The 26149-nt window shown below is 29.8% G+C and carries 29 protein-coding genes and 5 pseudogenes; all 34 read right to left on the reverse strand.

What is annotated here, in order from left to right; translation table 11 throughout:
• Positions 1-65: 65 nt before the first annotated feature.
• The 34 genes and pseudogenes from ACQ9BO_RS26020 to rfbF all read right to left on the reverse strand — a co-directional run bounded on the left by ACQ9BO_RS26020 (position 66) and on the right by rfbF (position 26144).
• A pseudogene (locus ACQ9BO_RS26020) lies at positions 66-2010 on the reverse strand (polysaccharide biosynthesis protein).
• A gap of 109 nt (positions 2011-2119) precedes the next feature.
• Complete coding sequence (gene rfbA / locus ACQ9BO_RS26025; RefSeq protein ID WP_431243055.1) at positions 2120-3004, reverse strand: glucose-1-phosphate thymidylyltransferase RfbA; 885 nt, start codon at positions 3002-3004, stop codon at positions 2120-2122.
• Positions 3005-3058: 54 nt separating this feature from the next.
• A complete protein-coding gene (rfbD, locus tag ACQ9BO_RS26030) occupies positions 3059-3904 on the reverse strand; it encodes a dTDP-4-dehydrorhamnose reductase (RefSeq protein WP_431243056.1) in 846 nt (281 codons plus the stop codon).
• Positions 3904-4452: a dTDP-4-dehydrorhamnose 3,5-epimerase gene (gene rfbC / locus ACQ9BO_RS26035; protein ID WP_431245216.1), complete on the reverse strand. Its 549-nt coding sequence runs from the start codon at positions 4450-4452 to the stop codon at positions 3904-3906. Before rfbC ends, rfbD begins: the two co-directional genes overlap by 1 nt.
• A gap of 21 nt (positions 4453-4473) precedes the next feature.
• Positions 4474-5584, reverse strand: a pseudogene (locus ACQ9BO_RS26040) (DegT/DnrJ/EryC1/StrS family aminotransferase); the annotation flags it as partial.
• Positions 5577-6005, reverse strand: a complete 429-nt coding sequence (locus ACQ9BO_RS26045) for a WxcM-like domain-containing protein (protein ID WP_431243057.1) — start codon at positions 6003-6005, stop codon at positions 5577-5579. The pseudogene ACQ9BO_RS26040 and the gene ACQ9BO_RS26045, both read right to left, overlap by 8 nt.
• Positions 5995-6966, reverse strand: a complete 972-nt coding sequence (locus ACQ9BO_RS26050) for an MraY family glycosyltransferase (RefSeq protein WP_431243058.1) — start codon at positions 6964-6966, stop codon at positions 5995-5997. The genes ACQ9BO_RS26045 and ACQ9BO_RS26050 overlap by 11 nt, the downstream gene beginning before the upstream one ends.
• Before the next feature lie 33 nt (positions 6967-6999).
• Entirely contained in the window at positions 7000-7890 is an 891-nt protein-coding gene (locus ACQ9BO_RS26055; RefSeq protein WP_431243059.1) for an NAD-dependent epimerase/dehydratase family protein, read from the reverse strand.
• 14 nt (positions 7891-7904) lie between these two features.
• The gene (locus ACQ9BO_RS26060; RefSeq protein WP_431243060.1) at positions 7905-8753 is read right to left on the reverse strand and encodes a glycosyltransferase family 4 protein; all 849 of its coding nucleotides are present in this window, start codon (positions 8751-8753) and stop codon (positions 7905-7907) included.
• Between the two features lie 399 nt (positions 8754-9152).
• The gene (locus tag ACQ9BO_RS26065) at positions 9153-9584 is read right to left on the reverse strand and encodes a hypothetical protein (protein ID WP_431243061.1); all 432 of its coding nucleotides are present in this window, start codon (positions 9582-9584) and stop codon (positions 9153-9155) included.
• On the reverse strand, positions 9554-9994 hold the full coding sequence (locus tag ACQ9BO_RS26070) for an NAD-dependent epimerase/dehydratase family protein (protein ID WP_431243062.1): 441 nt from the start codon (positions 9992-9994) through the stop codon (positions 9554-9556). Before ACQ9BO_RS26070 ends, ACQ9BO_RS26065 begins: the two co-directional genes overlap by 31 nt.
• A gap of 16 nt (positions 9995-10010) precedes the next feature.
• Positions 10011-10397, reverse strand: coding sequence for a UDP-N-acetylglucosamine 2-epimerase (locus ACQ9BO_RS26075; protein WP_431245217.1), 387 nt, complete (start codon positions 10395-10397; stop codon positions 10011-10013).
• Positions 10394-11131: a UDP-N-acetyl glucosamine 2-epimerase gene (locus tag ACQ9BO_RS26080; RefSeq protein ID WP_431243063.1), complete on the reverse strand. Its 738-nt coding sequence runs from the start codon at positions 11129-11131 to the stop codon at positions 10394-10396. The genes ACQ9BO_RS26075 and ACQ9BO_RS26080 overlap by 4 nt, the downstream gene beginning before the upstream one ends.
• Positions 11132-11167: 36 nt before the next feature.
• Positions 11168-12205: a polysaccharide biosynthesis protein gene (locus tag ACQ9BO_RS26085; RefSeq protein WP_431243064.1), complete on the reverse strand. Its 1038-nt coding sequence runs from the start codon at positions 12203-12205 to the stop codon at positions 11168-11170.
• Between the two features lie 6 nt (positions 12206-12211).
• Positions 12212-13234 (reverse strand): glycosyltransferase, encoded by a 1023-nt coding sequence (locus ACQ9BO_RS26090; protein WP_431243065.1) that lies wholly within the window; start codon positions 13232-13234, stop codon positions 12212-12214.
• A 3-nt stretch (positions 13235-13237) separates the two neighbouring features.
• Positions 13238-13843, reverse strand: a pseudogene (locus ACQ9BO_RS26095) (EpsG family protein); the annotation flags it as partial.
• A 94-nt stretch (positions 13844-13937) separates the two neighbouring features.
• Positions 13938-14336, reverse strand: coding sequence for an EpsG family protein (locus tag ACQ9BO_RS26100; RefSeq protein ID WP_431243066.1), 399 nt, complete (start codon positions 14334-14336; stop codon positions 13938-13940).
• Complete coding sequence (locus ACQ9BO_RS26105; RefSeq protein ID WP_431243067.1) at positions 14336-14962, reverse strand: glycosyltransferase; 627 nt, start codon at positions 14960-14962, stop codon at positions 14336-14338. The genes ACQ9BO_RS26100 and ACQ9BO_RS26105 overlap by 1 nt, the downstream gene beginning before the upstream one ends.
• 573 nt (positions 14963-15535) lie before the next feature.
• Positions 15536-16180 carry a hypothetical protein gene (locus tag ACQ9BO_RS26110; RefSeq protein ID WP_431243068.1) on the reverse strand — a complete coding sequence of 215 codons (645 nt, stop codon included), beginning with the start codon at positions 16178-16180 and terminating at the stop codon, positions 15536-15538.
• Positions 16181-16190: 10 nt separating this feature from the next.
• Positions 16191-16430: a hypothetical protein gene (locus ACQ9BO_RS26115; RefSeq protein WP_431243069.1), complete on the reverse strand. Its 240-nt coding sequence runs from the start codon at positions 16428-16430 to the stop codon at positions 16191-16193.
• A complete protein-coding gene (locus ACQ9BO_RS26120; protein WP_431243070.1) occupies positions 16414-17661 on the reverse strand; it encodes a hypothetical protein in 1248 nt (415 codons plus the stop codon). The genes ACQ9BO_RS26115 and ACQ9BO_RS26120 overlap by 17 nt, the downstream gene beginning before the upstream one ends.
• Positions 17662-17912: 251 nt before the next feature.
• Positions 17913-18812: a glycosyltransferase family 2 protein gene (locus ACQ9BO_RS26125; RefSeq protein ID WP_431243071.1), complete on the reverse strand. Its 900-nt coding sequence runs from the start codon at positions 18810-18812 to the stop codon at positions 17913-17915.
• Positions 18802-18978, reverse strand: coding sequence for a hypothetical protein (locus tag ACQ9BO_RS26130; RefSeq protein WP_431243072.1), 177 nt, complete (start codon positions 18976-18978; stop codon positions 18802-18804). Before ACQ9BO_RS26130 ends, ACQ9BO_RS26125 begins: the two co-directional genes overlap by 11 nt.
• Positions 18979-19103: 125 nt before the next feature.
• Positions 19104-19478 carry a hypothetical protein gene (locus ACQ9BO_RS26135; RefSeq protein WP_431243073.1) on the reverse strand — a complete coding sequence of 125 codons (375 nt, stop codon included), beginning with the start codon at positions 19476-19478 and terminating at the stop codon, positions 19104-19106.
• 691 nt (positions 19479-20169) lie between these two features.
• Positions 20170-21474 (reverse strand): lipopolysaccharide biosynthesis protein RfbH, encoded by a 1305-nt coding sequence (gene rfbH / locus ACQ9BO_RS26140; RefSeq protein ID WP_431243074.1) that lies wholly within the window; start codon positions 21472-21474, stop codon positions 20170-20172.
• Positions 21475-21507: 33 nt separating this feature from the next.
• Positions 21508-22179 (reverse strand): thiamine pyrophosphate-dependent enzyme, encoded by a 672-nt coding sequence (locus ACQ9BO_RS26145; protein WP_431243075.1) that lies wholly within the window; start codon positions 22177-22179, stop codon positions 21508-21510.
• Positions 22180-22193: 14 nt separating this feature from the next.
• A complete protein-coding gene (locus tag ACQ9BO_RS26150) occupies positions 22194-22856 on the reverse strand; it encodes a hypothetical protein (protein ID WP_431245218.1) in 663 nt (220 codons plus the stop codon).
• 57 nt (positions 22857-22913) lie between these two features.
• Positions 22914-23224, reverse strand: a pseudogene (locus tag ACQ9BO_RS26155) (thiamine pyrophosphate-binding protein); the annotation flags it as partial.
• A 7-nt stretch (positions 23225-23231) separates the two neighbouring features.
• Positions 23232-24020, reverse strand: a pseudogene (locus ACQ9BO_RS26160) (NAD-dependent epimerase/dehydratase family protein); the annotation flags it as partial.
• Positions 24021-24034: 14 nt separating this feature from the next.
• Positions 24035-24283 carry an SDR family oxidoreductase gene (locus ACQ9BO_RS26165; protein ID WP_431243076.1) on the reverse strand — a complete coding sequence of 83 codons (249 nt, stop codon included), beginning with the start codon at positions 24281-24283 and terminating at the stop codon, positions 24035-24037.
• Between the two features lie 4 nt (positions 24284-24287).
• Complete coding sequence (locus ACQ9BO_RS26170; RefSeq protein ID WP_431243077.1) at positions 24288-24653, reverse strand: hypothetical protein; 366 nt, start codon at positions 24651-24653, stop codon at positions 24288-24290.
• Between the two features lie 175 nt (positions 24654-24828).
• Positions 24829-25125, reverse strand: coding sequence for a GDP-mannose 4,6-dehydratase (locus tag ACQ9BO_RS26175; protein WP_431245219.1), 297 nt, complete (start codon positions 25123-25125; stop codon positions 24829-24831).
• On the reverse strand, positions 25064-25324 hold the full coding sequence (locus tag ACQ9BO_RS26180) for an NAD-dependent epimerase/dehydratase family protein (protein ID WP_431245220.1): 261 nt from the start codon (positions 25322-25324) through the stop codon (positions 25064-25066). Before ACQ9BO_RS26180 ends, ACQ9BO_RS26175 begins: the two co-directional genes overlap by 62 nt.
• A gap of 43 nt (positions 25325-25367) precedes the next feature.
• Positions 25368-26144 (reverse strand): glucose-1-phosphate cytidylyltransferase, encoded by a 777-nt coding sequence (gene rfbF, locus ACQ9BO_RS26185; protein WP_431243078.1) that lies wholly within the window; start codon positions 26142-26144, stop codon positions 25368-25370.
• Between the last annotated feature and the right edge of the window lie 5 nt (positions 26145-26149).

The raw sequence follows: 26149 nt of genomic DNA on the forward strand, positions 1-26149 counted from the left end.
ATTTAAAAATAGAAAAAGGCGTTTTTAAAAAAACACCTTTTAATTAAATTCTCGTCAAATGTAAATTATTTATCCAAAACTTCAAAAGCAGAATTCATACTTTTAAACTCTGGAACAATTTTTTTCATTTTAGCTACTATATCATCATTATCATAAAAATCAGCAATACCAATTAATTCATCAATGTCGGTATGAAGGCTTTCGTATTCATCTTGAATTTCCTGCGCAATCATGATTTTATTATGATAAGTCGGCAACGTTTTAGAAGTATCATTTAATAATTCCTCATAAAGTTTCTCTCCCGGTCGCAAACCAACAATCTTGATCTTAATTTCCTTGTCTGGGATAAAACCAGCCAATTTGATCATCTTTTTAGCCAAATCTATAATTCGGACTGGCTTGCCCATATCGAAAATATAAATTTCGCCTCCATTACCCATCGCTCCGGCTTCAAGAACCAATTGGCAAGCTTCAGGAATCGTCATGAAATAACGGATAATATCTTGATGGGTTATGGTTACCGGACCACCTTCTGCAATTTGTTTGGTAAACAAAGGCACTACGGAACCATTGGACCCCAAAACATTCCCAAAACGAGTAGTAATAAATTTGGTAATCTGCTGATTATTCTCGCTTTGATTTTTAAGGAACAGTGACTGTACATACTTTTCAGCAATACGCTTACTGGCTCCCATAACATTACTAGGATTTACCGCTTTATCTGTTGATACCATTACAAATTTCTTGACATGATATTTACAAGACAAGTCGGCTAAATTCTTAGTTCCTTTTATGTTAGTCAAAATAGCCTGTGAAGGATTTTCTTCCATTAAAGGAACATGTTTGTAAGCGTACCGCATGAAAAACCACATGCGGATTATAATTTTTGAAAACCTTTTCTAATGCTTTTTTGCTTTTTACATCGGCAATTACAGCAACTATCTTCGTTTCAGAGTTCATTGCGTAGGTTTCTAAACATAAATTATGCAAAGGTGTTTCAGCATGATCTAAAATAATAACAACCTTCGGATTAAACCCAAGAACTTGTCTTACGATTTCACTACCAATAGAACCAGTCGCACCGGTAATCAAGATCGTCTTATCTTTTAATTGCTTAGAAATAGATTTACTATCCAAAACGATAGGTTTTCTTTCTAACAAGTCTTCAATCTGAATATTTTTTACTTTTTGAGAAATCTCTTTTTGATTTTCCCAATCTGAAATCAATGGAACAGTATAAACTCTATAATTGAATTCCAAACATTGATCTACAATAATCAATTGCTCGTCTTTGGACAAACTTTTATCTGCGATAATAACACCTTCAGCCGCTACAGAACGCATTAAAGCTGGCAATTTTTTTCTAAGAATCAAGATTGGCAAATCCAACATTCTTTTAGAAGCATTTTGATTGTTTTTATCAACAAAACCTACAATTTTAAATCGAGAGGGCGTTTCAAATTTCAACGCATTAGCTACTGAAATTGCGTTAGCATCTGTACCGTAAATCACCGTTCTGATCAATTTTGTATTTGCTTTTTCTGAAAAATATAATTCAAATGTTTGTTTTACAATCACACGATATAAAAACAAACCACAAAACGACAAAACCAGATTAATAAAAAGAGCAGTATTCAAAAATGCCTTATGTCCTGTATATAATTCAAAAACTAAATTGAAAAACAAAAAGAACACTAAAACGGACATTTGTGAAAACAAAAGTTTTATAGCGTCTATATAAGATGAATGCCTAATAATTCCGGAATAAGTTCTAAAAAGCCAGAAGAAAAATATATTTACAAGTATTAGACTACCAACAAAATAAAAATCATGAGAAGTTATGATGTATCCTAAAGCTGTTCCTTCAAACAGCATATATGTGAAAGTAAATGAAAAGATCAAGACCATTACATCTATTGCCACAATAATCCACCTAGGCAAATAACTAAGATTATTAATATGTGCTCTTAGATTTCTAGGCGACAGCGAATTATGTAGCACATCGGCTATTTTAGACTCTTTATCTGTACTCAATTTCAATGATTTTGATTCTGCAAATTTTGTAGGTCTTACAAAAATACAAATTAAACGGTTTAAAAAATTTATTTCTATAAGTAAATTAAAACTTAACTCCTTTTTTCTTTTGTTTTAAAAATTCTATTAAGTAAGTTCCATAACCTGATTTAACTAGTGGCAAAGCCAATTCTTCTAATTGTTCATCATTTATAAAACCTTGTCTCCAAGCAATTTCTTCAATGCAACCTACTTTTAAACCTTGTCTTTCTTCTAATACTTGAACAAATTGTCCCGCTTGCATTAAACTATTAAATGTCCCTGTATCCAGCCAAGCTGTACCTCTACTTAAAATACCAACTTTTAAATTTCCTTTTTCAAGATAAACTTTATTAACATCTGTAATTTCATATTCACCACGTGCACTTGGTTTAATATTTTTTGCTATTTCAACAACAGAATTGTCATAGAAGTATAATCCTGGAACAGCATAATTTGATTTAGGCTCTAAAGGCTTTTCTTCAATAGAAACTGCTTTTTTATTTTCATCAAATTCAACCACACCGTATCTTTCAGGATCAGAAACGTGATAAGCAAAAACAACACCACCATTCGGATCAGCATTGTCCTTTAATAACTGTTGCATATTTGTTCCAAAGAAAATGTTATCTCCTAGTACTAAAGCCACTTTATCTTTACCAATGAATTCTTCTCCGATTACAAAAGCTTGCGCTAATCCGTTAGGATTTGGTTGCTCTGCATAACTGAATTTACATCCAATCGTACTTCCATCTCCAAGAAGTTTTTTAAAATGAGGCAAATCATGCGGTGTTGAAATAATCAAGATCTCACTAATACCAGCCATCATCAAGGTTGATAATGGATAATAAATCATAGGTTTATCATATACTGGCATTAATTGTTTACTAACTGCCAATGTTAAGGGATGTAATCTTGTACCAGAACCTCCTGCTAGTATAATTCCTTTCATATTTTTAATTTATTTTTTAAATTTCGAATATCTCCTAAAACGTATTGAAACAAATTATCCAATCATTTTTTTCAAACTCTCTTTATAGTGTGGAACATTTAAATTAAAGGTCTCCTTAATTTTCTTTTTATCTAATAATGAAAATTCTGGGCGTCTAGCTGGAGTTGGGTATGAAGACGATGGAATTCCTTCAACTACGCAATCATACTTACCTAATTCTTTAATGCTCAACGCAAAATCACACCAACTTATTTCACCTTCGTTCGAATAATTGTAAATCCCAGGAATCCATTTTGGATTTTCTAAAATATCAATCATTGCTTGAGCTAAATCTGCGGCATAAGTAGGCGAACCTATTTGATCATTTACAACATTAATCGAATCTCTTTCTTGCATTAATCGCCGCATGGTTTTAACAAAATTGTTTCCAAATTTGCTATATACCCATGATGTCCTAATAATAATCGAATCTGGATTTGCCTTTAAGCAAGCAATTTCTCCCGCTCTTTTGCTTTCACCATAAACATTTATTGGATTTGTTTGGGCTTCTTCATTTAAAGCAATTGATGATGATCCATCAAAAACATAATCTGTTGAAATATGAATTAATTTGACTTTATTTTCTGAAGCGTATTGTCCAATTATTTCAACTGCTAAATGGTTTATTACAAAAGCTAATTCTTTCTCGCTTTCTGCTTTATCAACCGCCGTATAAGCCCCACAATTAAAAATCACATCTGGACGAATATCGCTTAATTGAGTTTTTAGCAAACCTAGATCATCTAAAGTTATTTTAGTTCGATCAGCAAAAAACCATTCATATTGCTTATAATTCTCAGACAAAACATTTAACTCTGATCCTAATTGTCCATTTGCTCCTGTTACAAGAATCTTTTTCATTAAAATAGACTATTACAGTTTTCAATAAAAGGCAAAATTTGATCTTTTTCAGAAACAATAGCATCTTTTAAGTCCACTCCCCAATCAATATTTAAAGATGGGTCGTCATACTTTATACCACCTTCAGAAGCTTTATTATAAAACTGATCACATTTATACATCACTGAGGCTGTTTCGCTAATAACTGAAAAACCATGTGCAAATCCTTGGGGCACTAATAACTGTTTTTTATTCTCCGCTGATAATAAAATACTAAAAGATTTACCATAAGTAGGCGAATCTTTCCTTAAATCTACCGCTACATCAATAATTTCACCTTCTAAAACACGAACTAATTTTGTTTGAGCAAAAGGAGGATTTTGATAATGCAATCCTCTTAAGGTCCCTTTTTTAGAAAAAGATTGGTTATCCTGTACAAATTCAATATTAATTCCTAAATCTTCAAATTTAATTTTACTGTACGATTCAAAAAAATAGCCTCTTTCATCACCAAAAACGGCTGGCTCTACAATTACTAAATCTTTTATAAATGTTTCTTCGATTTTCATATTTACTTTACTTAAAAAAAGTTGTACAACTTCCTTAATTCTAATTTTATCTTCGTTTTTTAAATTTGATCCTGATGGTAGGCATAAGCCGTTTTTAAATAATTCTTCAGCAATATTACTTCCGTAATAAGGATATTTTTCAAAAAGTGGTTGCAAATGCATCGGCTTCCATAATGGCCGACTTTCTATATTAGCATTATCAAAAGCAATTCGCAAATTTTCTCTTTGCTCTTCTGATTCTAATAATATTGTATTTAGCCAATAATTCGAAAAATAATCTTCATTTAAATTGTCAAAAAGTTCTACATTTTGAATTTTCGCAAAAAGGTCCTTATAAAACAAATGATTGTTTCTCCTTGAGTGGATATTATTTTTTAATATTTTCATTTGCCCAAGACCAATCCCTGCACAAATATTACTCATTCTATAATTATAACCTATTTGACTGTGCTGATAATGCGTTGCCTTGTCTTTTGACTGAGTGGCATAAAATATAGCTTTATCTTTTATTTCTTTTGAATTGGCGATTAGCGCTCCCCGCTTGAAGTAGTAATAATTTTATTTCCATTAAATGACAGAACTCCAAGAGAGCCAAAACTCCCACATTTTTTCCTTTATAAGAACTTCCAAGTGCCTCAGCACTGTCTTCAATTACTGGAATTTCATATCTATCAGCAATAGCATGGATTTCATCAACTTTATACGGCATGCCATATAAATGAACAGCAATAATTGCTTTAGGCCTTTTTCCGTTCTTAAGTCGGTCCTTAATAGCAATTTCTAATTGTTCTGGACAAATATTCCATGTCTCTGATTCACTGTCTACAAAAACAGGAATTGCCTTTTGGTACAAAATAGGATTTGCTGATGCTGAAAATGTCATACTTTGACATATCACCTCATCGCCTTCTTCAACGCCCAATAAAATCAAAGCCAAATGTATTGCTGATGTTCCAGAGTTCAATGCCACTACAAAATTATCTTGAGCGAAATAATTTTGCAGTTCATCCTCAAACTCGTTTACATTTGGTCCTCCAGAAGTGATCCAATTTGAGTTTAAAGCCCTTTGAATATATTCTTGTTCAAAACCGCTTTTTTCGGATAATGATAAATAAATTCTTTTACTACTCATTTCTGATAATCCAATAATCTGAAGGATAACGAACATCATCCTCTTTTATATTTGTCAATGGCAATGTAGAAAATGAAATTAATTTTGAATTTTCTTCTAATGATTCTACTGCATTTGCGTAACCAGATGGAATGTGAACAATTTTGCTGTCAGATTCTGACACAAAAATAGTCTCAATAATCAAATCTTTAGATGGATTTTCCCAATTATCAATCTTAATAAAATGAATATTAAAAGATCCTGAGAGACAATAAAAATTTTTAGCATCCAATTTATGCCCTTGCCAAGCGCGGATTGGATTTTCGACAGAATTACTTATTATGTAAAACCTTTCAATATCTTTAAAACTGAAATCATTTACGTATGAAATACTGCCTCGTTGATCAGAAAATTTCCCACCCTGAATTATTTTAGGCTTCATGTTTTAAACGTAAATTAACTTTGTTTAACAAATAAAATTTTGAAGAATAGATACACACCAAAGGCAAAATTATAATAGAGAAAATAATTATATCTTGAACTTTTTGATAAAGAAATATAACTACAATAGAAATCCCAACTTGCATTAGGGCGTATAGCAGTGAAACTAATCTGTGCTGTATCTTATATTCATTACTTAATACCTGATACAAATGCAACCGATGTGCTTCAAATATGTTTTGTTTCAAATATAAACGATGTATGATAGTGCATATGGCATCTACTCCATAAACAGCCAAAAACAATAGCCAAATCATTGATTCTGTAATTAAAATAAGTTTTAAAACTAAATATATTATCCAAAAAGCGATACCAATACTTCCAACATCTCCAGCAAAACATTTTGCTTTTTTTCTATAGTTAAAAAATAAAAAGACTAAACTTGCGATTATTGCATATTTTATAAATGCTCCATCAGTAAAAAGTTGGATTTTTGTATTTACGTACAGCAAAGAGCCCATTACTACTAAAGTATAAAGCCCTGTGATACCATTTATTCCGTCCATGAAATTATAAGCATTTATTACTCCTATAGCTAGGATATAAACAAGGATAATTTGCCAAATCGGAATTAAATTAAAAATTCCTAAATCATAAAATATCAAACTAATAGCGAAAAAGTGGATTGATATCCGAATTTTATTTGATAAACTCTGAATATCATCCCAAAAGCTAACCAAACTAACTAAAGTTACACCAGTAAAGAAAAAATAATTACTATGGATATTTTGTGCAAAATAAAGCAAGGCTGAAAACCAAAAAATAACTCCACCTCCACGTAGCGTTATTTCTTTATGAGAGCTTCTTTGATTTGGTTTGTCAATGATATTGAAACGATCTGCTACCTTAAAGTAAAGCAACATAATTATCATTAAAAGAATTCCTAAAATTATATATTCCATTTCCAATGCTAATTTTTATTACAAAAATTTAATCTAAATTTGCTCTTTTTTCAAATAATCTAAAACTAATTCAGGTTTCCACTTTAGCAATCTCCTTGCTTTAGAATCATCAAAAGTTAGATCTGACGTAATTTTTGAAACTTTTAAGGAATTAATTGGAGCTTTATCTCCTAGTATATCACCAATTCTTCCAAAAATTTTTGCAATGAAGAGAGGAATATTAAAATAAGTTTGTGTATTTTTTGAAATCGCGGTACTTAATTCATCAAAACTAGGATGAAAACCGTCCGTTAGATTATATATTCCTCCGATTGAAAAAACCGTTGGAATTATGGAAGCTACATCCTTAGACAAAACCATACTTTTTCTAGCTTTTCCGTTTGCAATATTAAAATAATATCCTTTATTTATTGCTCGAACCATAGCTCCTAAATTTCCTGGCGGATTCTTTCCTACTAATAAAGGTAAACGCAGAATAGTAGCTACAACATTATTTTTTTCACACCATTTTAAAATTAAGTTTTCCGCATCTATTTTGCTTAATCCATATGGGTCTTTAGCCATCAAGGGGTGTTCTTCATTAATATTGTTTCCAGCCTCTTGTCCATATACAGAAACAGAACTTATAAAAACAAAATACTTTGGCAAATTAGATTTTTCTAAACCTTTTAAAAGATTCAATGTTCCTTCAAAATTAACATCATAAAATTGTTTTTTTTGAAACTCTGTTTTTGGAATTGAATGAGCCTTTCCTGCATTATGAATCACTAGATCAAAAAAGTGAGAAAAAACGGGAACCTTATTCTCTAAGCAAATTTGATATTGACCTGAGTTTCTTGACAAACCTATTATTTCGAAATCTTTCCTTAAGGTCTCCATAATAGTTTTTCCTAAAAATCCACTACAACCTGTTAACAAAACCATTTTTAAATCTGAAATTAGTAAAACAAATTTGCAAATTTCTCTAAAATAATATTTTTAGAGTATAAATTCACAGCGATGTCTCGCGAGCTTTTAATATTAATAAAATTATTTTGAACTTTTTCTCTATAAATATTTTCAAAAGTAACTGCTAATGAATTAAAATCTTCTGGATCTACAACCCATCCAATATTATTTTCTTTTACACATAAGCTAATTTCAGATTTTTCATGAGCTATGACTAAGAGCGGCTTATCCGATGCCATAATATTATATGACTTGCTAGGAACGCCTAAGCCATACATACCATCGCTTAAGGTTACAATTGAGACATCACAAGCATTTAAAAAGTCGTTCTGCTCGCTTCTATTTTGAAAACCTAAATGAGTAACATTTTTTAATGTATTCGATGCAACAAATTCTTTTATCTTCATTTCATAAGCTCCCGAGCCTATAAACAAAAAATGGATATTCTCATTTTCAACCAATTTTATCGCTTCTACTATATTATCAAGTCCTTGAGCATAACCAAGATTTCCTGCAAATTGAAAAATAAATTTGTTTTTCAACTCAAATTTGTTAACTATTTTAGTTTCTTCTTTTTGCACAGGAAATACATCATCAATATCTGACCAATTTGAAATTACGATAATTTCTACTTTACTGCTAGTTTTGCTTTCTAGAACTTCTTTCATGTCTCTACCAATTGCAATACATCTAGTTGCTCTTGAGTATGAATAATTATAAACTGTTTCTAGCACATTATACAGCAAAGATTTTTCTTTCATTTTTCCTATAGCAACTAAATTTTCAGGAAATATGTCATGAACTAATATCGTATAATTGATTCCTTTTATTAACTTCATCAAGGGCATTAACAAAATAAGAAATGCAGGGTTGGTAACAATTAAAATTTGATCGTTTTTTTTACAGAAAAAAACAGCTTAAACCACAACAATATACTTGAATAGAACAACCTTATTATTCTATAAATGAAATTATTCTTATCTATATTCCCAGATTTAACTCTGTTGATTACTACATTGTGTCTAACTTCTTTTTTAACAAAGCTGAAATCATCTTTTTCATTATATTTTGCATCTGTGCAAATTACATTAACATTATCCTTTTTTTTGCTAAATACTCTGCGATTTCAGTTATATAGTATCCCGTAGATGTAATGATAGGGTAATAATATTCTGAAACAATCCAAATTTTTTCTTTTGCTCTCATTAATTTTAAACTAAATAAAAGTATTTAATTTTTTAATAATTATATTTCCATTTTGTTATCCATTCTTTCATCTCTACAATCATTTCTTCGTACGATGGTACATTGTAAACAAAATCTTTTCTAGAACTACACATACTTTTATCTACTTTATAATTAGGATTTTCTAAAATAAATAGTGAATCATTTCTAAATACTTTATTAAAAATATTCAATAAGCTTAATTTATCTATTTTATTTTTGTTTGATATAATTATTAAGCCTTTTAAATCTTGTAAAATGGCTTGATTAATAACTTTGGCTAATTCTATAGTTGTGATTCCTGACCAGAATGCTTGCGAATATCCAGAAACTTGCTCTTTTTGTTGCATAAACCAATGAAACAATCCTATTCCATCTTTATTAAGTTCTGGCCCAATAATCGATGTTCTTATTGTTAAATCTTTATCATTAACAATTTCGCCCAAAGATTTTGACATTGCATAATAGCCTTCTCCATCTTTAAAATCTGTTTCAGTGTAATTACCTTTTTTCCTGAAAAAACGCAGTCTGTACTAATACTTATTACCTTAGTTTTGGTATTTTTTGTTATTGATTCTAATAAATGAGGGAAATAACTATTGAACCAAATTGCTTTATCAGCATTATCTTCTGCATCTTTATTTAAGATTCCAATACAGTTAATTATTATATCGAAATCTTTTTTAATAATTTCTTTTAGTTCTTCTGTATTGGATACATCAAGATTAAAAACTCGGTCAGTTGCTTCAATGTTTCTAGCAATCCCGTAAACATCATATTCTCCTAAAGTTGGCAATAGTTTAAACAGGACATGTCCTGCCATTCCTTTTATTCCGATTACTAATACTTTTTTCATTTAAATAATTTTAATACTATTTGTCCCAAATAACTTTATTAACTATTGGAGTATAACTTTGAATTATTCTTACTATTCTCTCTGAAGTATTTTTAATTTGATATTCCAATGGCAATTGTGAATTGTCATCAATAGAAAGTCCTTTAGTAATTTCAATGGAGTTAATCATACTTTCTTTATTGATTCCGCCTAAAACAATAGTTCCGGCATCAACAGCTTCTGGTCTTTCGGTACTTGTTCTAATACTTACAGCCGGAAATCCCATCATGGCCGCTTCTTCACTAATTGTCCCACTATCAGACAAAACAACATAAGCTTCTTTTTGCAGTTTAACATAATCGAAAAAGCCTAATGGAGCAATACTTCTTATTAAAGGATTAAAAATAACACCTGAATTTTCTATTTTTTTCGTGTTCTTGGATGCGTTGAAAAAATAATTGGCATTTTATATTTTTCAGCTACAGCATTTAAAGAATCTACTAAGATTTCAAAATGATCTTTTAAATCAATGTTTTCTTCCCTATGTGCACTAACAACAATATAATTTCCTTTCTCCAGTTTTAATTTATCTACAATATTTGAATTTTCGATTTTGAATTCATTCTTCTTTAAAACTTCAAACAAAGGTGATCCAGTAACAAATACGTGATCTTTTCTAAAACCTTCGCTTAATAAATATCTTCTGCTATGCTCTGTATAAGTAAGATTAATGTCTGAAATATGATCAGAAATTTTTCGGTTAATTTCCTCGGGAACATTTTGGTCAAAACATCTATTACCTGCTTCCATATGGAAAATAGGGATTTTTAAGCGTTTTGCGGCAATTGTACTTAAAACGCTATTAGTGTCTCCTAAAACCAACAAAGCATCCGGTTTTTCTTCTTCGAGTATATTGTAGGATTTTGAAATTACGTTACCAATGGTTTCTCCTAAATTATTTCCTGCAACATTTAAGAAAAAATCAGGCTTTCGAAGATTTAAATCTTCAAAAAATATTTCATTTAATTCATAGTCATAATTTTGCCCAGTATGTATAACAATATGATCAAAAAATTGATCACATAATTTGATACATTCTGCTAATCTTATAATTTCTGGGCGGGTACCCATTATTGTTGCCAACTTAATTTTTTTCATCTGTTTTATTTGATATGTTTATAGAGATTAGAAATTTCAGCTTGCAGAAACAAAAACATCTTCTCCAAAAATTTCTTTTCTAATTAAAGGTAAGTTAGATAGTAACTTTTTCATCCCCTCCACGTTAAGTTGTTCTGTATTGTGAGAATGATAATCTTCTGCAGTAGCAATTTCTTCTTCTCCTTCAGAAAAATATTTTGCATAGTTTAAGTCCCGATTATCAGCTGGAATACGATAAAAATCTCCCATATCATCTGCCTTAATCATTTCTTCTCTGGTACATAACGTTTCATACAGTTTTTCTCCATGTCGTGTCCCAATAATTTTAATTTCTGTATTCGCTTGGCATAATTCTTTCAAAGCCATTGCTAAGTCGCCAATTGTTCCTGCCGGAGCTTTATTTACAAACAAGTCTCCTGGATTTCCATTTTCAAATGCAAATAATACTAATTCTACTGCTTCATCTAAAGACATTAGAAAACGTGTCATCTTGGGATCAGTAATTGTAATGGGATTATTTTCTTTTATTTGTTTCAAAAACAAAGGAATTACTGAACCTCTAGAAGCCATCACATTTCCATATCTTGTCAAGCAAACTGTAGTATCTGTTAAATTCCTTGATGCCGCAACAGCAACTTTTTCCATTAAGGCTTTAGAAATTCCCATAGCATTAATTGGATAAGCCGCTTTATCTGTACTCAAACAAATGACTTTTTTTACCTTATTAATACCAGCCGCATCAATTACATTTTGTGTTCCGAAGACGTTTGTTTTAGTTGCTTCCAAAGGAAAAAACTCACAGGACGGAACTTGTTTTAACGCAACTGCATGAAATACATAATCTACCCCTCTCATTGCTCGTTCTACACTGTTGTAATCTCTCACATCTCCAATATAAAATTTAAGCTTATCATTTTTTAATTGATTACGCATATCATCTTGTTTTTTCTCATCACGTGAAAAAATACGAATCTCGCTAAAATGATCTGTTTTCAGAAATTTATTTAAAACTGCATGACCAAAAGAACCAGTTCCTCCAGTAATTAGTAATATTTTATTTTTTATTTGTCGCATTATTTTTTATTTTAATAAATCAATAATTTCATGAATATTATTTTTAATTTGGGGTATACTAGGATGTAGTTTATCTTTGTTTAAACTTCTTTCTAGAGCGTTAAAAATACTTTTATTGTCAATGGGATCAAAAGTCAAAGTTGGCTCACAAACTTCATAGCTATATTGCAAATTAGAGCAAATTACTTTACATCCGCACTCGATTGACTCAATTAGGCCTAATCCAAAACTTTCAGTTAATGAGGGAAAAATTAGAAACTCACTAGACAAATATTTTTTATACAAAGTTAATCTATCTACAAAACCAATGTTTTCAATCGGATAATTATGTTTTACTTTTTCTTCAATTAACTTCAAAACAAGTGGATATGAATCATTAACTGTCAAAATCAATTTACCAAGTTTGTATTGATCATAAAAATCACAAAATACAGAAATAAGTCTCTCATGGTTTTTATGTGGATTTGCATTACTTACATATATATATGTATTACTTTCTCGCAAAATTTTTAGATCCAATTTTTCAAATTCAGGATAAAAAGGTAAAATTTTAACCTGATTTGACTTAAAATTAAACTTTGACTGTAACTTATTTTTAATAAAATCAGATTGAACAATCCAATAATTGGTATTTTTAGAAATACATTTTAGCACTAAGACTTTTAGATTGAACTTTAAGTGTTCTAAAACAGAAAATTCTTTAGGAATATCTAAATACATAGGATTATGGAAATATGTAAAAACTAATGCATTAATCTTCACATTTGGAGGTAAATTACCAAAACATAATACCTTAGAAAATTTATTTCTGTTTTTTAAATAGAAAGAATGTCTTTTCAGAAAGTTTCCTTCCAAATATTCTACCTTGCTTGAATTTATTTCGGAGTGTTTTCCTCTTACTCTTTCATCTAAAAGAAAATGAACGTTGATGCTAGATTCATTTAATTTTAAAATTAAATAATCTAATAGAATTTTACCTCCTCCATTATTTATATATAAAGCGTCAATTAAAATCATTTTTGTTTCCATTAATTAATACATTTCTTTTTGTAAATCGAAATTGTAAAATAAACTTTTGTAAGGATCAAATAAATCAAGATATGGTGATATTGATTGAATAAGTAATAAGGTAGAGATGATAAGAATAATGAATAATATATATATTTTATCTATTCTAAGTTTTAAGACTAATAATTGAGAAGATACTAGAAACGATTCCATTACATTAAAGTAAAGGCTCCCTCGATTTACAATAATTAAAAGAGAGGAAGAAAATAAAAAATATAAAAATAATCCAAAAGCATATCCATTATAAATAATCTTATAATATGAGAGCTTTTTAGTTAAAAATGAATAATTATAAGTAAACAAAATAAGTAATAAAATTCGCTTTAAGAGACCAATTAAACTGAGGCTTGCTTCAGTACCACCTTCGCTATACACGTCAACTTTTGCGCTAGCAGACTGACTTATATAACCCCCTAATGAAAAAATTTTTAAGGGTAAAGAAGTTTTTCCTATCACCATAGCAATTAACAATATACCAATTGCTGTTTGCCACTTAAAATTCCTATTTAAAAAATAATATACACTAAATAGAATTGCTGTTGTATGAAACAAGGAAGCAAGAATAATAAGTGAAAAAAATAAATTGGTTTCTTCTTCTCAACAAATGGAAGTGCTAATAAACAAATGGCCAATGCTAATAACTGACGATTACTCCCAACTACACCTAAACTCGTTGCATAAAAAAGAGTAGGGATACAAAGGTATAAGGACTAAATTGCCTACAAGCTTTAAAAATAACTCCATAAAAAAATAAAGCATGAAGAAAAAGAAATACAGAGTAATTCTCAAAAATTTTATGAATTGCAAAGGTTAAAAAACCATATCCGATTTCAAAACCAATTAATGCATTAAGAAAAACTAGTGATATATCATCAACATCGTTAAAGTGATCCAAATAAGTATTCCAATCTGTTCCTGTTTCCCATCGCAATCCAATTTGAACAACAATAAATATATATAGCGTTAGCAAGAATATATTTCGTTGTAAACTAGTTAGTGTACATCTCAATTCTAATGCCGCACAGAAAAAAATCAACAAAAGTGTAGTAAAGTAAACTTCCATTAAAATAGTTTATTATACAACTCATTCATTTTTGTTATAATTACCTCATTAGAAAAATAGGTATCATAATAATTTTTATAATCAGTATTTATTCCAGTTTTTACAAAATCAAGTTTTGATATAATACTATCAACATTATTTTCAAAAAGGAAATTTTTAGAAACAATTACATCAGGTATTGCGCAAACATTTGAAGAAATTACAGGTTTATTGAATAGATAACCTTCAATTATTGGCAAACCAAAACCTTCTCCATAAGCCGCTGTGACCAGGACTAAATTACAAGTATTATAGTAGTATAATAAATCTTTGTCTGAAACATAACCTAAGAGAGAAATATTATCCAATCCTAAACTTTCAATTTTCATTCGATAAAAATCCAACAATGGCCCTTTTCCAGCAATAAAAAATTCGATCTTTTCTCCTTTCAATTTCTCTGCAACATCAATAATTAAGTTTATTAATGCTCTCTCTTCAATACTTCTAACTGTAAAAACCTTTATAACTTCATTATTGAATTTTTTAGAATGACTATTATGAAAAGAAATCTCGTTTTTAAGCATTTCAAAGTGCGATGTATTTGAAATAATCTCCCAGTTTTTACTACGCCCATTAAGTAAACTCATTTTCTTAGCATAATTAGATATAAAATGGACGTATGTGCAACGCATATAAAGTATCTTTTCAAGAAACCAAAAAATTCTTGAAAATTTATGGTTCATAGCATTACTAAGATAATACATACCGTCATGAACAGTAAATAGATCACTTTGAAACAAAGACACAATACTCATTAATGGGTTATGAGAATGTATAAATATTTTTTTCTGATTTTTAATTTTAAAAGAATAATATTTAATACCAAAAACCAAAATTTATTTTTTTTAATACCAATACATATAAGTTTATCGTATTTATATACATGATTTTTCGAATCCCAATGAAAGTAATAATTTTGATCAAATGGACTTGCTAAAGATTGAAAATGAACTACATTTTCAACACCACGTTTATGGGACTTTAAATTATTGAATCCAAGAAAAACTAAACCTTTTTTTTCATAATTAAGTTACTAAAAATTTAAAGTATTTTCTTAGATTAAGAAACGAAAGTATTTTTCTCTGATTTTTGCATTCTCATTATCTGATATAGAAAACCCCATTTTTAAAACAAAAACTAACATTCTCTTTGATTATGAATCAAAATTTAAATAATCTTGAAACTTTAAATAAAAAATCAAACACTCTTTTATCTAAATAACATTTCAAAATGCTTCCAAAAGAATGACTTCCATAAATTAATTGCATTTCGCTTGAAATAAAGTTTTTATAACCCAAATTAATTATTCCTATGTTAAATGGGATGTGTTCGCAAATTGCTTCATTATTATTGAAATCATTTAGCATAACGTTATACTGCAAATTTTGTATTGCCTTATAATTATAGACCGCTAAACCGCCAAAAGCAGAAATTACAGGATACATTTTATTCTTTCTAAGCTGATTGCTTACATTTTTCTTTGTAAAAAACAGAGAATCATCTGTAAATCCAAATTTTTCCTTTAAAGGATATTCATAAACTGCAAAAGAATCATAAAAAATTTTCGAATAAATTTTCCCCATTATTGATTTTACAGTCACCCCATTGGCAAAAATACTTCCACATTTATCTTGACATTTCAAAACTGAATTGACTACACCATTTACAGAAAATGACCTAACATCAACATCAATAATAATTACATTGTCAATATCATGACTAAGGGTTTTAATATACTCCATATAAATATTTCTATATTTAGCCATTTTTTCTATCCTATGAAAACTAACTAATGGTTTTATCATATTTTTTGATTCAGTAGGAATTGTTACTGTGCCAAAATCTTGAGATATAACATTCTATATTTAATGAAGTTTCTTTCCATTTTTGCAACACTTCTTTCGTGTTGTCTTTACTATCATTTTCAACGACAACAATTTGCGACCAAACAAATTGATTTCGTAATTCTTCAATAAATGGAATGAGCGTCTGCAACTTATCTCCGCAATCACGCGCTAAAGCGACTATGACAATGTTTTTATTGATTTTTTCCATTGTTTTTCATCAAAAACACTTGATTTTCTAATCTAATCTGTTCAGTTAAAAACATTAAAAAAGACGAATAATAACGTATCCCAACACAGATTTTTACGAATTTAAGTCCATTTACGATAAGTTTTTCAAGAGTTGATTTTCTTGACTTTTGTGTTTCAGTATATGTTGAAAATGCATTCGATTTTATTCCTGTTAAAAGTTTATTCTTTTTTAATTCAGCCAAAAATCTGCCATCTGCAAATGGGTTTTCGATATCTGAAAAATCATTTTCAAGTTTTCTAAATATTCTTCTTTGTAAAGCAATTACATTTTCTCCATTTTCAAATGAATTAAATGAATAAGCCATTTTTGAATATTTATTATATCCATTTTTATATACATCATTAACATAGCTTTCAAAAAGAGGAATATATGAAGGATAAACACCTGTATTATATTTAGGATGTCTTCTATTGATCAATGTAGGCTTAAATGGGTCGAATCCCGAAAAGTGAAAAAACAGTAAAGGAAATGTTATGTTCGATTCAAGATTTTTAATTTGATAATTATTTTTTGAATCAATAATCAGTTCTCTTTCATGAAGATTCCAGATAGCAGGATTCATTCCCATATGATGAGAAACTAATGTATCATCTGGAAAAAAAGCAGGTATAAAATCCATCCATTTTTGATCCACATGTAAAGCATCAATTTTATCAGCATAACATTTATTAGCTAGACGGTTCATCCACCAGCTAACTATTTTATTACCGATGCTATTGTTGCTTATAGCTGTAAATCCTAAATTATATATACCGACAAAGAGAATTTCTTCCTCTGTAATAGACCCAGTATATTCTGTTTGTATATTACAATAATGAGGGGTCAAAATGATTGACTTTTCATTTAAGGAATGATATATTTCATCCAAAGAGTGAGTTACATAAATATCTGGATCTAAATAAATAACTTTTTCATATTCTTGAGCAAAGAGCTTTTTAAAACAAAAAGGCTTTATTGATGTCGAAAACTCAATCACATTATATTTGAAAGCCATTTGTTTCCATTTTGGAATCCAACTATCATCTAGTAAAATTAAATTATTTTCTTCCTCTTTTACATCTTTAGAATCATCAGACAAAAAAATGAAAAAATCACAATCTGGATTAAATGTTTTAAATGATTGTTTTAAAGTATAAGCTTGTGCTAAATAATTTTTTGCACAAATTGTAAATGCTACATTTTTATTCATAAAGTTCTTATTATTCTCGCTGGATTTCCTCCAACAACTGAATTTTAGGTATATCTTTTGTCATAACCGAATTTGCATCGATAATACTGTTTTCGCCGATGCTTATAAATTTGCCTTGATGCAAACACATAAGAAATTGAAAATAACAATTTCCCTACATTATTTTGTATAAAGAATACAATTGAATATTCAACCAATTAAATAATTTTAGAGATACTAATAAGTAAAAAAGGAAACGACCCGATATTTTTTTATCTATTGCTTCGTTCTTTAATCTTTTTAAGACAAAAACTTAGTGACATAGGATACAAATAAGGTTCATACCAATATTTTTTTAGTATTATTTTGGTCACATTACTTGTATCAAAACTGTATTTCTCTTTTTCTTCGATAAAAAGTTTCTTTAACCATGGAAATATAAAATATCGAAACAATCTATACTTTTCTTTTTCATACGTTAACAAAGAAATTTTTTCTTGTTTTATTAAAAATAGATATTTATTTACGAAAATATCAAACTTATTGTATCCGCCTTTTTTATTTGGTGTTACTACATCAAACAAATCCTCAAAATAGATTATTGAATTCTTATTATTTTCAACAATTCTATAACTCCAATCTACTTGCACAAACATAAGTTGTGCATACCTGTCTTTGTCTTTTAACTTTGCAAATTCATCTCTCCAAACTCCAAAATTGGCTATCCAAGTAGTATAAAAACTAACTGTTTTTAAGAAATCCTCTTTACTAGAAATTTCTTTACTTATATTTTGATTCAAAAATATATTTTCATAAAAAAACAAATTACAATCATCTTGTTTGTGTTTTTTTATTTTCTCTAACATTGTTCTTAACCCGCCTTTCTTGAAAGAAAGGGTATCATTAAAAAGTCGGATGTAGCTCCCAGTTGCATATCCTAATACTATTGAAAAATTACAATCTCGTACATTTTCTTTATTACAATAATAATGTGCTAAAGGATACTTATTAACTACTTCAAACGTATTGTCTGTAGAACAATTATCAGAAATTATTACTTCTATAAGATCTTCATCAAACTCAGGATTAGAAAAAAGTTTATTAAGTGTTAAATCTAAAGTTTCTGCTCTATTATATGTCGGAATACAAATCGATAATAATTTATTCTTCATTATGCCATTCTTTTTTCTTATTTCTAAAAATAAAATAAGTCCATATAAATCCTATAATTGTCAAAACTAAATATCCAGATGTAATACCAATTACTCCAAAATAATTCCCTAAAGTTAATATCGAAATGCAACATAGAATACCCATAACTACACTTTGTATCAACATTGGTTCTTTTTTATGACATCTCAAATAAGTAGCCCAAGATGCTACTATATGATTTAAGATTATAGGAATCATCATAAAAAACATCGGTAAATAATCCAAAAATCTATCTCCAAAATTTTTGCCCTTTACTTCAACATGGAAATGACGTAAAAAAAGATAATCACAAATAGAACTATCAAAAATAAAATATTTAATGCTGTTGACTGTAAAAGTGTTTTATCGAATAACGCATCTAAGTCTTTATAATTCTTCTGTGCAATTAAACTTGAAAAAACAGGAACTTTTGTCGAAATCCAACTAAAAGCTAATGAAAAAATGGAGTTCAAAACAGTTAATGTCATTCCCATTTGTCCCGCCACAACAGCTCCTTCTGTAGCAAAAAGAACAGGATTAAAAAGCTGAAATATGAAATAACCACTTATCCAACTCAAAGCTATTTTCCATTGGAAAGGAAAAATTTCTAACCTGTAATTGATATTCCATTTATCATTTTTTTCCATATAAATTTTAACATTTTAATTTTAGAACCAAATAATACCCATATTGGAACTATTAAAAAAGCCAAAATGGTCGCTATAGGCGACGAATACAATTTAAATCCAAAAGAAAACAGACTTATCAGTAATGTCAATTGTATCAACTGTTGTATAAATCTAATTTTTGCAACTTCCTTAACCCTTCCAAGTCCTTCAAAGTAAGCCAATAAAGGAGAAACCATTAAAGATAAAGAAGTTGTAATAGATAATATCAGCCATGGAATTTGCCAATCTACATTAATGTTTTCTTTTCCAAATTTGTTAAAAAAACGTACCCCGCTATTAACAATCCAAAAAACAATAATATCGCAATTACTGCGAACCACTTCAATGTAAAACGCAATAATGAGCTTAATCGAGAACTTGATTCTATAGAACCAATAAAACTAGTTTTATCTTGCCAAATTAAGCTTGAATTTTCATGAGCTACAAATTGAGTAATAATTCCTGACAAACCCAACTCAAAAAAATTTGAATTGCTAAAATACTACCAAAAGTATAATAATAACCTTGCTCTACTTTTGTCAAGCACTTTGCTACCATCATTAATGAGATGACTCCGCCGCCAGCTTGTATTATCCGAGAAAAAATTGTGAACGCAATTGCGCCATCAATTCCTATTTTTTTGGCGCTTGTCTTAATTAGTTTGACCACATTAAGAGTTTAAATATTCACGAATAACATTAGCTATATAGTCATAATGTGATTCATTCAATCCAGGCCAAACACCTAACCAAAAAGATTGATTCATGACAATGTCAGTGTTCTCCAAAGTACCCACTACTCTATGTTCTATATTTGCATAAGCAGGTTGTCTCAATAGATTTCCTCCAAATAGTAAACGCGTTCCGATCTTATTTTTTTCTAGGTGTTGTACTAGCATGTGACGATCATTAGCATCACCTTCTCTCAATGTCAATAAAAAACCAAACCAAGATGGCTCAGAATTTTTAGTTGGCTCAGGAAGAATAAAAAATTCTTCAAATTCTTTCATTCTTTGATATAGAGCAACATAATTTTCTTTACGACGTTGTACAAATTGTTCTATCTTCTTAATTTGAGAAACACCAAATGCGACTTGCATATCAGTTACTTTCAAATTAAAACCGATATGAGAATAAGTATATTTATGATCATAACCATAAGGCAATGTACCTAATTGCTGACCAAATCGGCATCCACATGTATCATCTTTGCCCGGTTCACAATAACAATCACGTCCCCAGTCACGAAAACTTTCTGCTAATTTTGACAAAACAGGATTATTTATTAAAACAGCACCACCTTCACCCATCGTGATATGATGCGCTGGATAAAATGAAAAAGTAGCAATATCACCAAAAGTTCCCGTTTTCTTTCCGTTGTATGTAGCCCCTAATGAATCGCAATCATCTTCAACAACCCAAAGATTATATTTTTTGGCCACGCGCATGACCTCATCTAAATCAAAAGGATTTCCTAGTGAATGAGCTATCATAATTGCTTTAGTTTTAGAACTAACTGCCGCTTCAATCATATCTGATTTTACATTATGTGTCGCGACATCAATATCAATGAAAACCGGAATAGCTCCAAATTGAATAATTGGATTTATCGTTGTTGGAAAACCTGTCGCTACTGTAATAACTTCATCCCCTGGTTTAATAGCTCTTTCTCCTAATTTTGGAGAAGTTAGAGCATAGAATGCAACTAAATTTGCAGAAGAACCTGAATTAACCAATAAAGATCTGTGTGCTCCAAAATATTGAGCAAAATCAGCCTCAAATTTATTCGCAAAACGGCCTGCAGTTAACCATCCATCTAAAGCAAGATCAACTCCCAATAAAATATCTTCTTCATCCAATACTTTTCCAGTAACCGGAATATAATTTTCACCTGCAACAATAACTTGAGTAGTTTTCTTTTTTGCAATTTCTCTTAAATTATTTAATAGCGAATCTTCTTTTAAATTTTGTAACATATACGTTTATATTTAACAGTAATTTTAATTAATTTATGTAGCTTCCATAGCTATTGGCTTAGCAAATGGTTCCATTTCAGTAATCGGTCTGCCAAAAGCAATTTTTGGATAAGTGTTTGTATGAGGATCTATCATCACTTGCAATAATTGTGGTTTAACTTCATTTTCTTTAGTCCAAAACCAATCTATTGCATTTTCGATAGAGTCAGAATCTTCAATTGTTTTTGCTTCTATCCCGTAAGCTAATGCAACTTTTGCAAAATCTGGCGCATCATATCCCCAATAGGTGGATTGATAGCGTGATTCAAAGTAACTATCCTGAAATTGTCTAATCATTCCTAATGTCTTATTGTTTAAAACAATAATTTTTATAGGTAGTTTATTTCGAACAATTGTCTGTAATTCTTGAATATTAATTTGCATACATCCATCTCCTATTAAAACAACAACTGGTTCATTTTTAAGTGCAATACTTGCACCAATACCTCCTGGTAAAGAAAAACCCATTGCTCCCATTCCTCCTGAGGTCAAAAATTGTTGATCATTATAAAGCTCTAAAGATTGTGCGGCCCACATTTGATGACTTCCTACATCTGCCAAATAAGCTTTTGCTCTTTTTGATTTGTTAGAAAGGATATGCATAAAAACATTTGGATTGATCCCTTTTGGATCTAATTCTTTTGTATCTGGCCAAGTTTCTTTCAAATTAGTAATATTCTTTAACCATTCATCTTTAGATCCAAAAGATTTATCAACTGCCAGTTTTTAAATTCATAAAAAAATGATTTCAAATCGGCAATAATAGCCTTACAGCCTTTGACACGATTGTTCACCTCTCCTTTTTCGCAGTCTATATGATAAATTTTTCTATTCTCAATAAATTTTGCATCGGCGCCAGTTTGTCTGATGTCTAATCTACTTCCAAGAACAATTAATAAATCGCATTCTCCAAATGCAATATTTGCCCATCTATTTCCGTAACTACCAATAAAGCCTACACGTCGCGAATTATCGTATTTTATAGTGTCTAATCCTAAAAGAGTAGTAATAACTGGTACTTTTGTTTTTGAAATAAAGTCATCGAATAATTCCTGACTCTTACTTGCCCTTATTCCTCTTCCAGATAATATAAGTGGCCTTTCTGCTTTTTTAATATTTTCAATTAATTCTAACAGAATATTAGAATCTATTTTTGATAATTCTAGAGAATCTATATTAAGTAAATCATCTTCAATTTGAGCCCGTTGAACATCCATTGGGATATCAATTAGAACAGGCCCCGGTCTTCCTTCTGATGCAATTTTAAAAGCATTTTCGAAAACATATGGAATATCATTTGGATTACTAACATGAAAGCATGCCTTAGTAATAGGTTTAGCCATTGAAACAATATCAGTTTCTTGAAAACCTAATTGCCTAATCTCAAGATTCCCTTTTAATTCATGTCTATTTACCTGTCCAGTTATAAATATTGCCGGAGTTGAATCAAAAAAACAGCTCCCAATTCCTGTTAATAAATTTGTAGCGCCAGGTCCAGATGTTGCCATGGCAATACCTGGCAAACCTTTAATTCTAGCATATCCTTCTGCAGCAAAAGCACTGCTTGCTCATGGTGCATTGTAACAATATTAATATCTGTTTTTTGATTTAAAGAATCTAGTATATGAGTTATCATTCCTCCCGATAATTCAAAAACACTACAAATACCTTTTCTTTCTAAAAATTGGGCAATAAAATCAGAAACTTTCATAATATTACTATTTATAACTTTCAATAGTTCTTTTAAATCCTATTTCAACACTAACTTTAGGTTTCCACCCAAATTGACTCATCTTCGAAATGTCTGGTGAATTTCTTAGTAATGGACTTACCAAATAATTTTTGTTTTCCTGTGTTATTTCCTTTATGACTTTTAATTTTTTTTCAGGATTAAGATTAACCAAAATTTCTGCCAAATTCAAAATGCTATATTCTTGCTCTGAATTACCAACATTATAAGCTTCTCCATTATTTCCTTCAAGTAATATTTTAAAAAAACCGAAAGTTGCGTCTGTTAAATAACAAAAAGCTCTACTTGCTAAACCATTACTCTTCATTGATATATTTTCATTTTTCAGAACATTTGAAACAAAATCTGCATAGACCCTTCCATCATCTAATTTCATTTTAGGTCCATATGTATGAAAAGGCCGAACAATTTTACTTGGTATTTTATATTGATGAAAATAACTTACACATATGTTTTCGCCCATTCTTTTGCTTTCTGCATAACATGCTCTTACATTAGTTGGATTAACATAACCAAAAGTATTTTCTTCAATAGGAATTTGATGAGTTTGTAATTCTCCATAAACCTCACTAGAACTAAAGTATAAAAAAGACTTTAGTTCCTTAGTTTTTGCGAAATCTAACAAATTAATTGTCCCTAATACATTTGCCTTCAAAGTTCCAACCGGATCAACTCCATAAAATTTTGGACTTGCTTGACTAGCCGCATGTATTATATAATCAACTTTTCCTTCTATTACAATTTTATCCGAAACATCCTGGTGTAAAAAAACTAAATTTTTATCATCAAGATAATCTTCGAATCTTTTTTTGCATTTTCTATATTTCTAACTAATGCAATTACTTTTACATTGTTATTTTTATTAATATAATTTAAATACAAAAGTGATTCTACAATATAAGCAGGTAAAAAACCGCTAGCACCAGTAATGAGGGTAGTTGTGTTGTAAAATTTAGACCAATCTATGCTAGATTCATAAATAGTTTGGAGATCTTCTTTTACAATAATATTATTAGTCATAATTTTAAGATAAAAAATCGATTATCTGCTTTGTTGTATTTTGATCCATTTCATTTGGATTCAAGAAAAACAAATAATACCAATCCATTGTCATACTAACAGCTTCTTCTGCATTTAATTTAGGTTTCCATTTCAATTCCGAAATTGCTTTACTGATGTCTAGTTTCAAAAGTCCAGCTTCATGTGGTTGATTTTCGGTTTTTTCAACAATATATTCACCTTTACCCCAACTTTCTATAGCTAATTGAAGCATTTCCTCAACTGGAAGCGCATCAGATAAATAGGGACCAAAATTATAGGCTTGACTAAATTTATCAGGTTTCGCACCTAAATTTGCTCCCAATAGTAAATAACCTACTATGGGCTCCAATACATGTTGCCAAGGTCTAACTGAGCTTGGGTTTCTTATTATGACAGGCTTTTCAACACCAAAAGCTTTCGCAATATCCGGTATTAATCGATCTTTAGACCAATCACCTCCTCCAATTACATTACCAGCACGACCAACTGCGATACCCTTTTTATGTGTATTATAATCCTCAATATTAAAAAAGAATTACGATATGAATCAATAACCAACTCTGTACAGGCTTTACTGGCGCTGTAAGGATCATACCCCCTAATCTATCATTTTCACGATAAGGATAAATCCACTCATTATTATGATATACTTTATCTGTCGTAATCAATACTACGTCACATTTTTTATTTAATGAACGAACTGCTTCTAAAACGTTGGCAGTGCCAATAACATTAACTTCAAAAGTTTCAGTTGGAATTTCATAAGATAAACGAACTAATGGCTGTGCTCGCCAAATGAAATATAAAATCGGGTTGAAAATCTACTATTTCTTTTTCTATTTTTTCTTTATCCCTTAAATCAGCAATAACCGAATCGCAAATTTCAGCACCATTAATCAGATAAAACAAATCATCCTTTGTTTTTGGTAGCAAAGCATAACCTTTAATGTCAGCCCCTAACAAAGACAATGTTTTTAACATCCAAGAACCTTTAAAACCAGTATGTCCTGTTAAAAAAATTTTTTTCCTTTATAGGTTTTCTCCAATTTCTGAAATAATGATTCTACCATGTCTTCCATTTTGCATTACCAGAACTCCACATTGCTTCCAATTCTTGTCGATCACGTAGGGCATCCATACATTTCCAAAAACCATTATGCTTGAAAGCGACTAATTGATTATCTTTAGCAATAGCGGCTAAAGGTCCTTTCTCCCATTGTACATCCTCTACGTCATAATCCAGATAGTTAAATATCCCCGGCTCAAGCACAAAAAAACCTCCATTAATCCACATACCATCTCCCATAGGTTTCTCTTCAAAATGTCCAACTTCGCCAGATTCACTGATATCTAAATTTCCAAATCTACCAGGCATCTGAATACTAGTTAGTGTTGCCAATCTTCCATGTGATTTATGAAATTTAAGTAATTCCGATAAATTTACATCAGCTACACCATCTCCATATGTTAACATAAAAGTCTCATCTTTTACATATTTTTGAATACGCTTTAGCCTTCCTGCCGTATTAGTGTACAAACCAGTATCTATCAAAGTTACTTTGAAAGATTCCGTCTCTGAATAATGAACATTAATATTATTATTTGCTAATTCAATGGTAACATCAGAGTTATGTAGATAATAATTATAAAAATATTCTTTTATATAAGTAGCTTTATATCCCAAGCAAATAACGAATTCGTTATAACCATGTCGCTCATACATTTTTAAGATGTGCCATAAAATAGGTTTTCCCCCTATTTCAACCATAGGTTTAGGTCTCGCCTCGGTTTCTTCCATAAGGCGGGTTCCAAAACCACCTGCAAAAATTACTACTTTCATTTTTT

It is taken from the genome of Flavobacterium sp. P21 (genome assembly GCF_050632225.1).
GTDB lineage: Bacteria > Bacteroidota > Bacteroidia > Flavobacteriales > Flavobacteriaceae > Flavobacterium.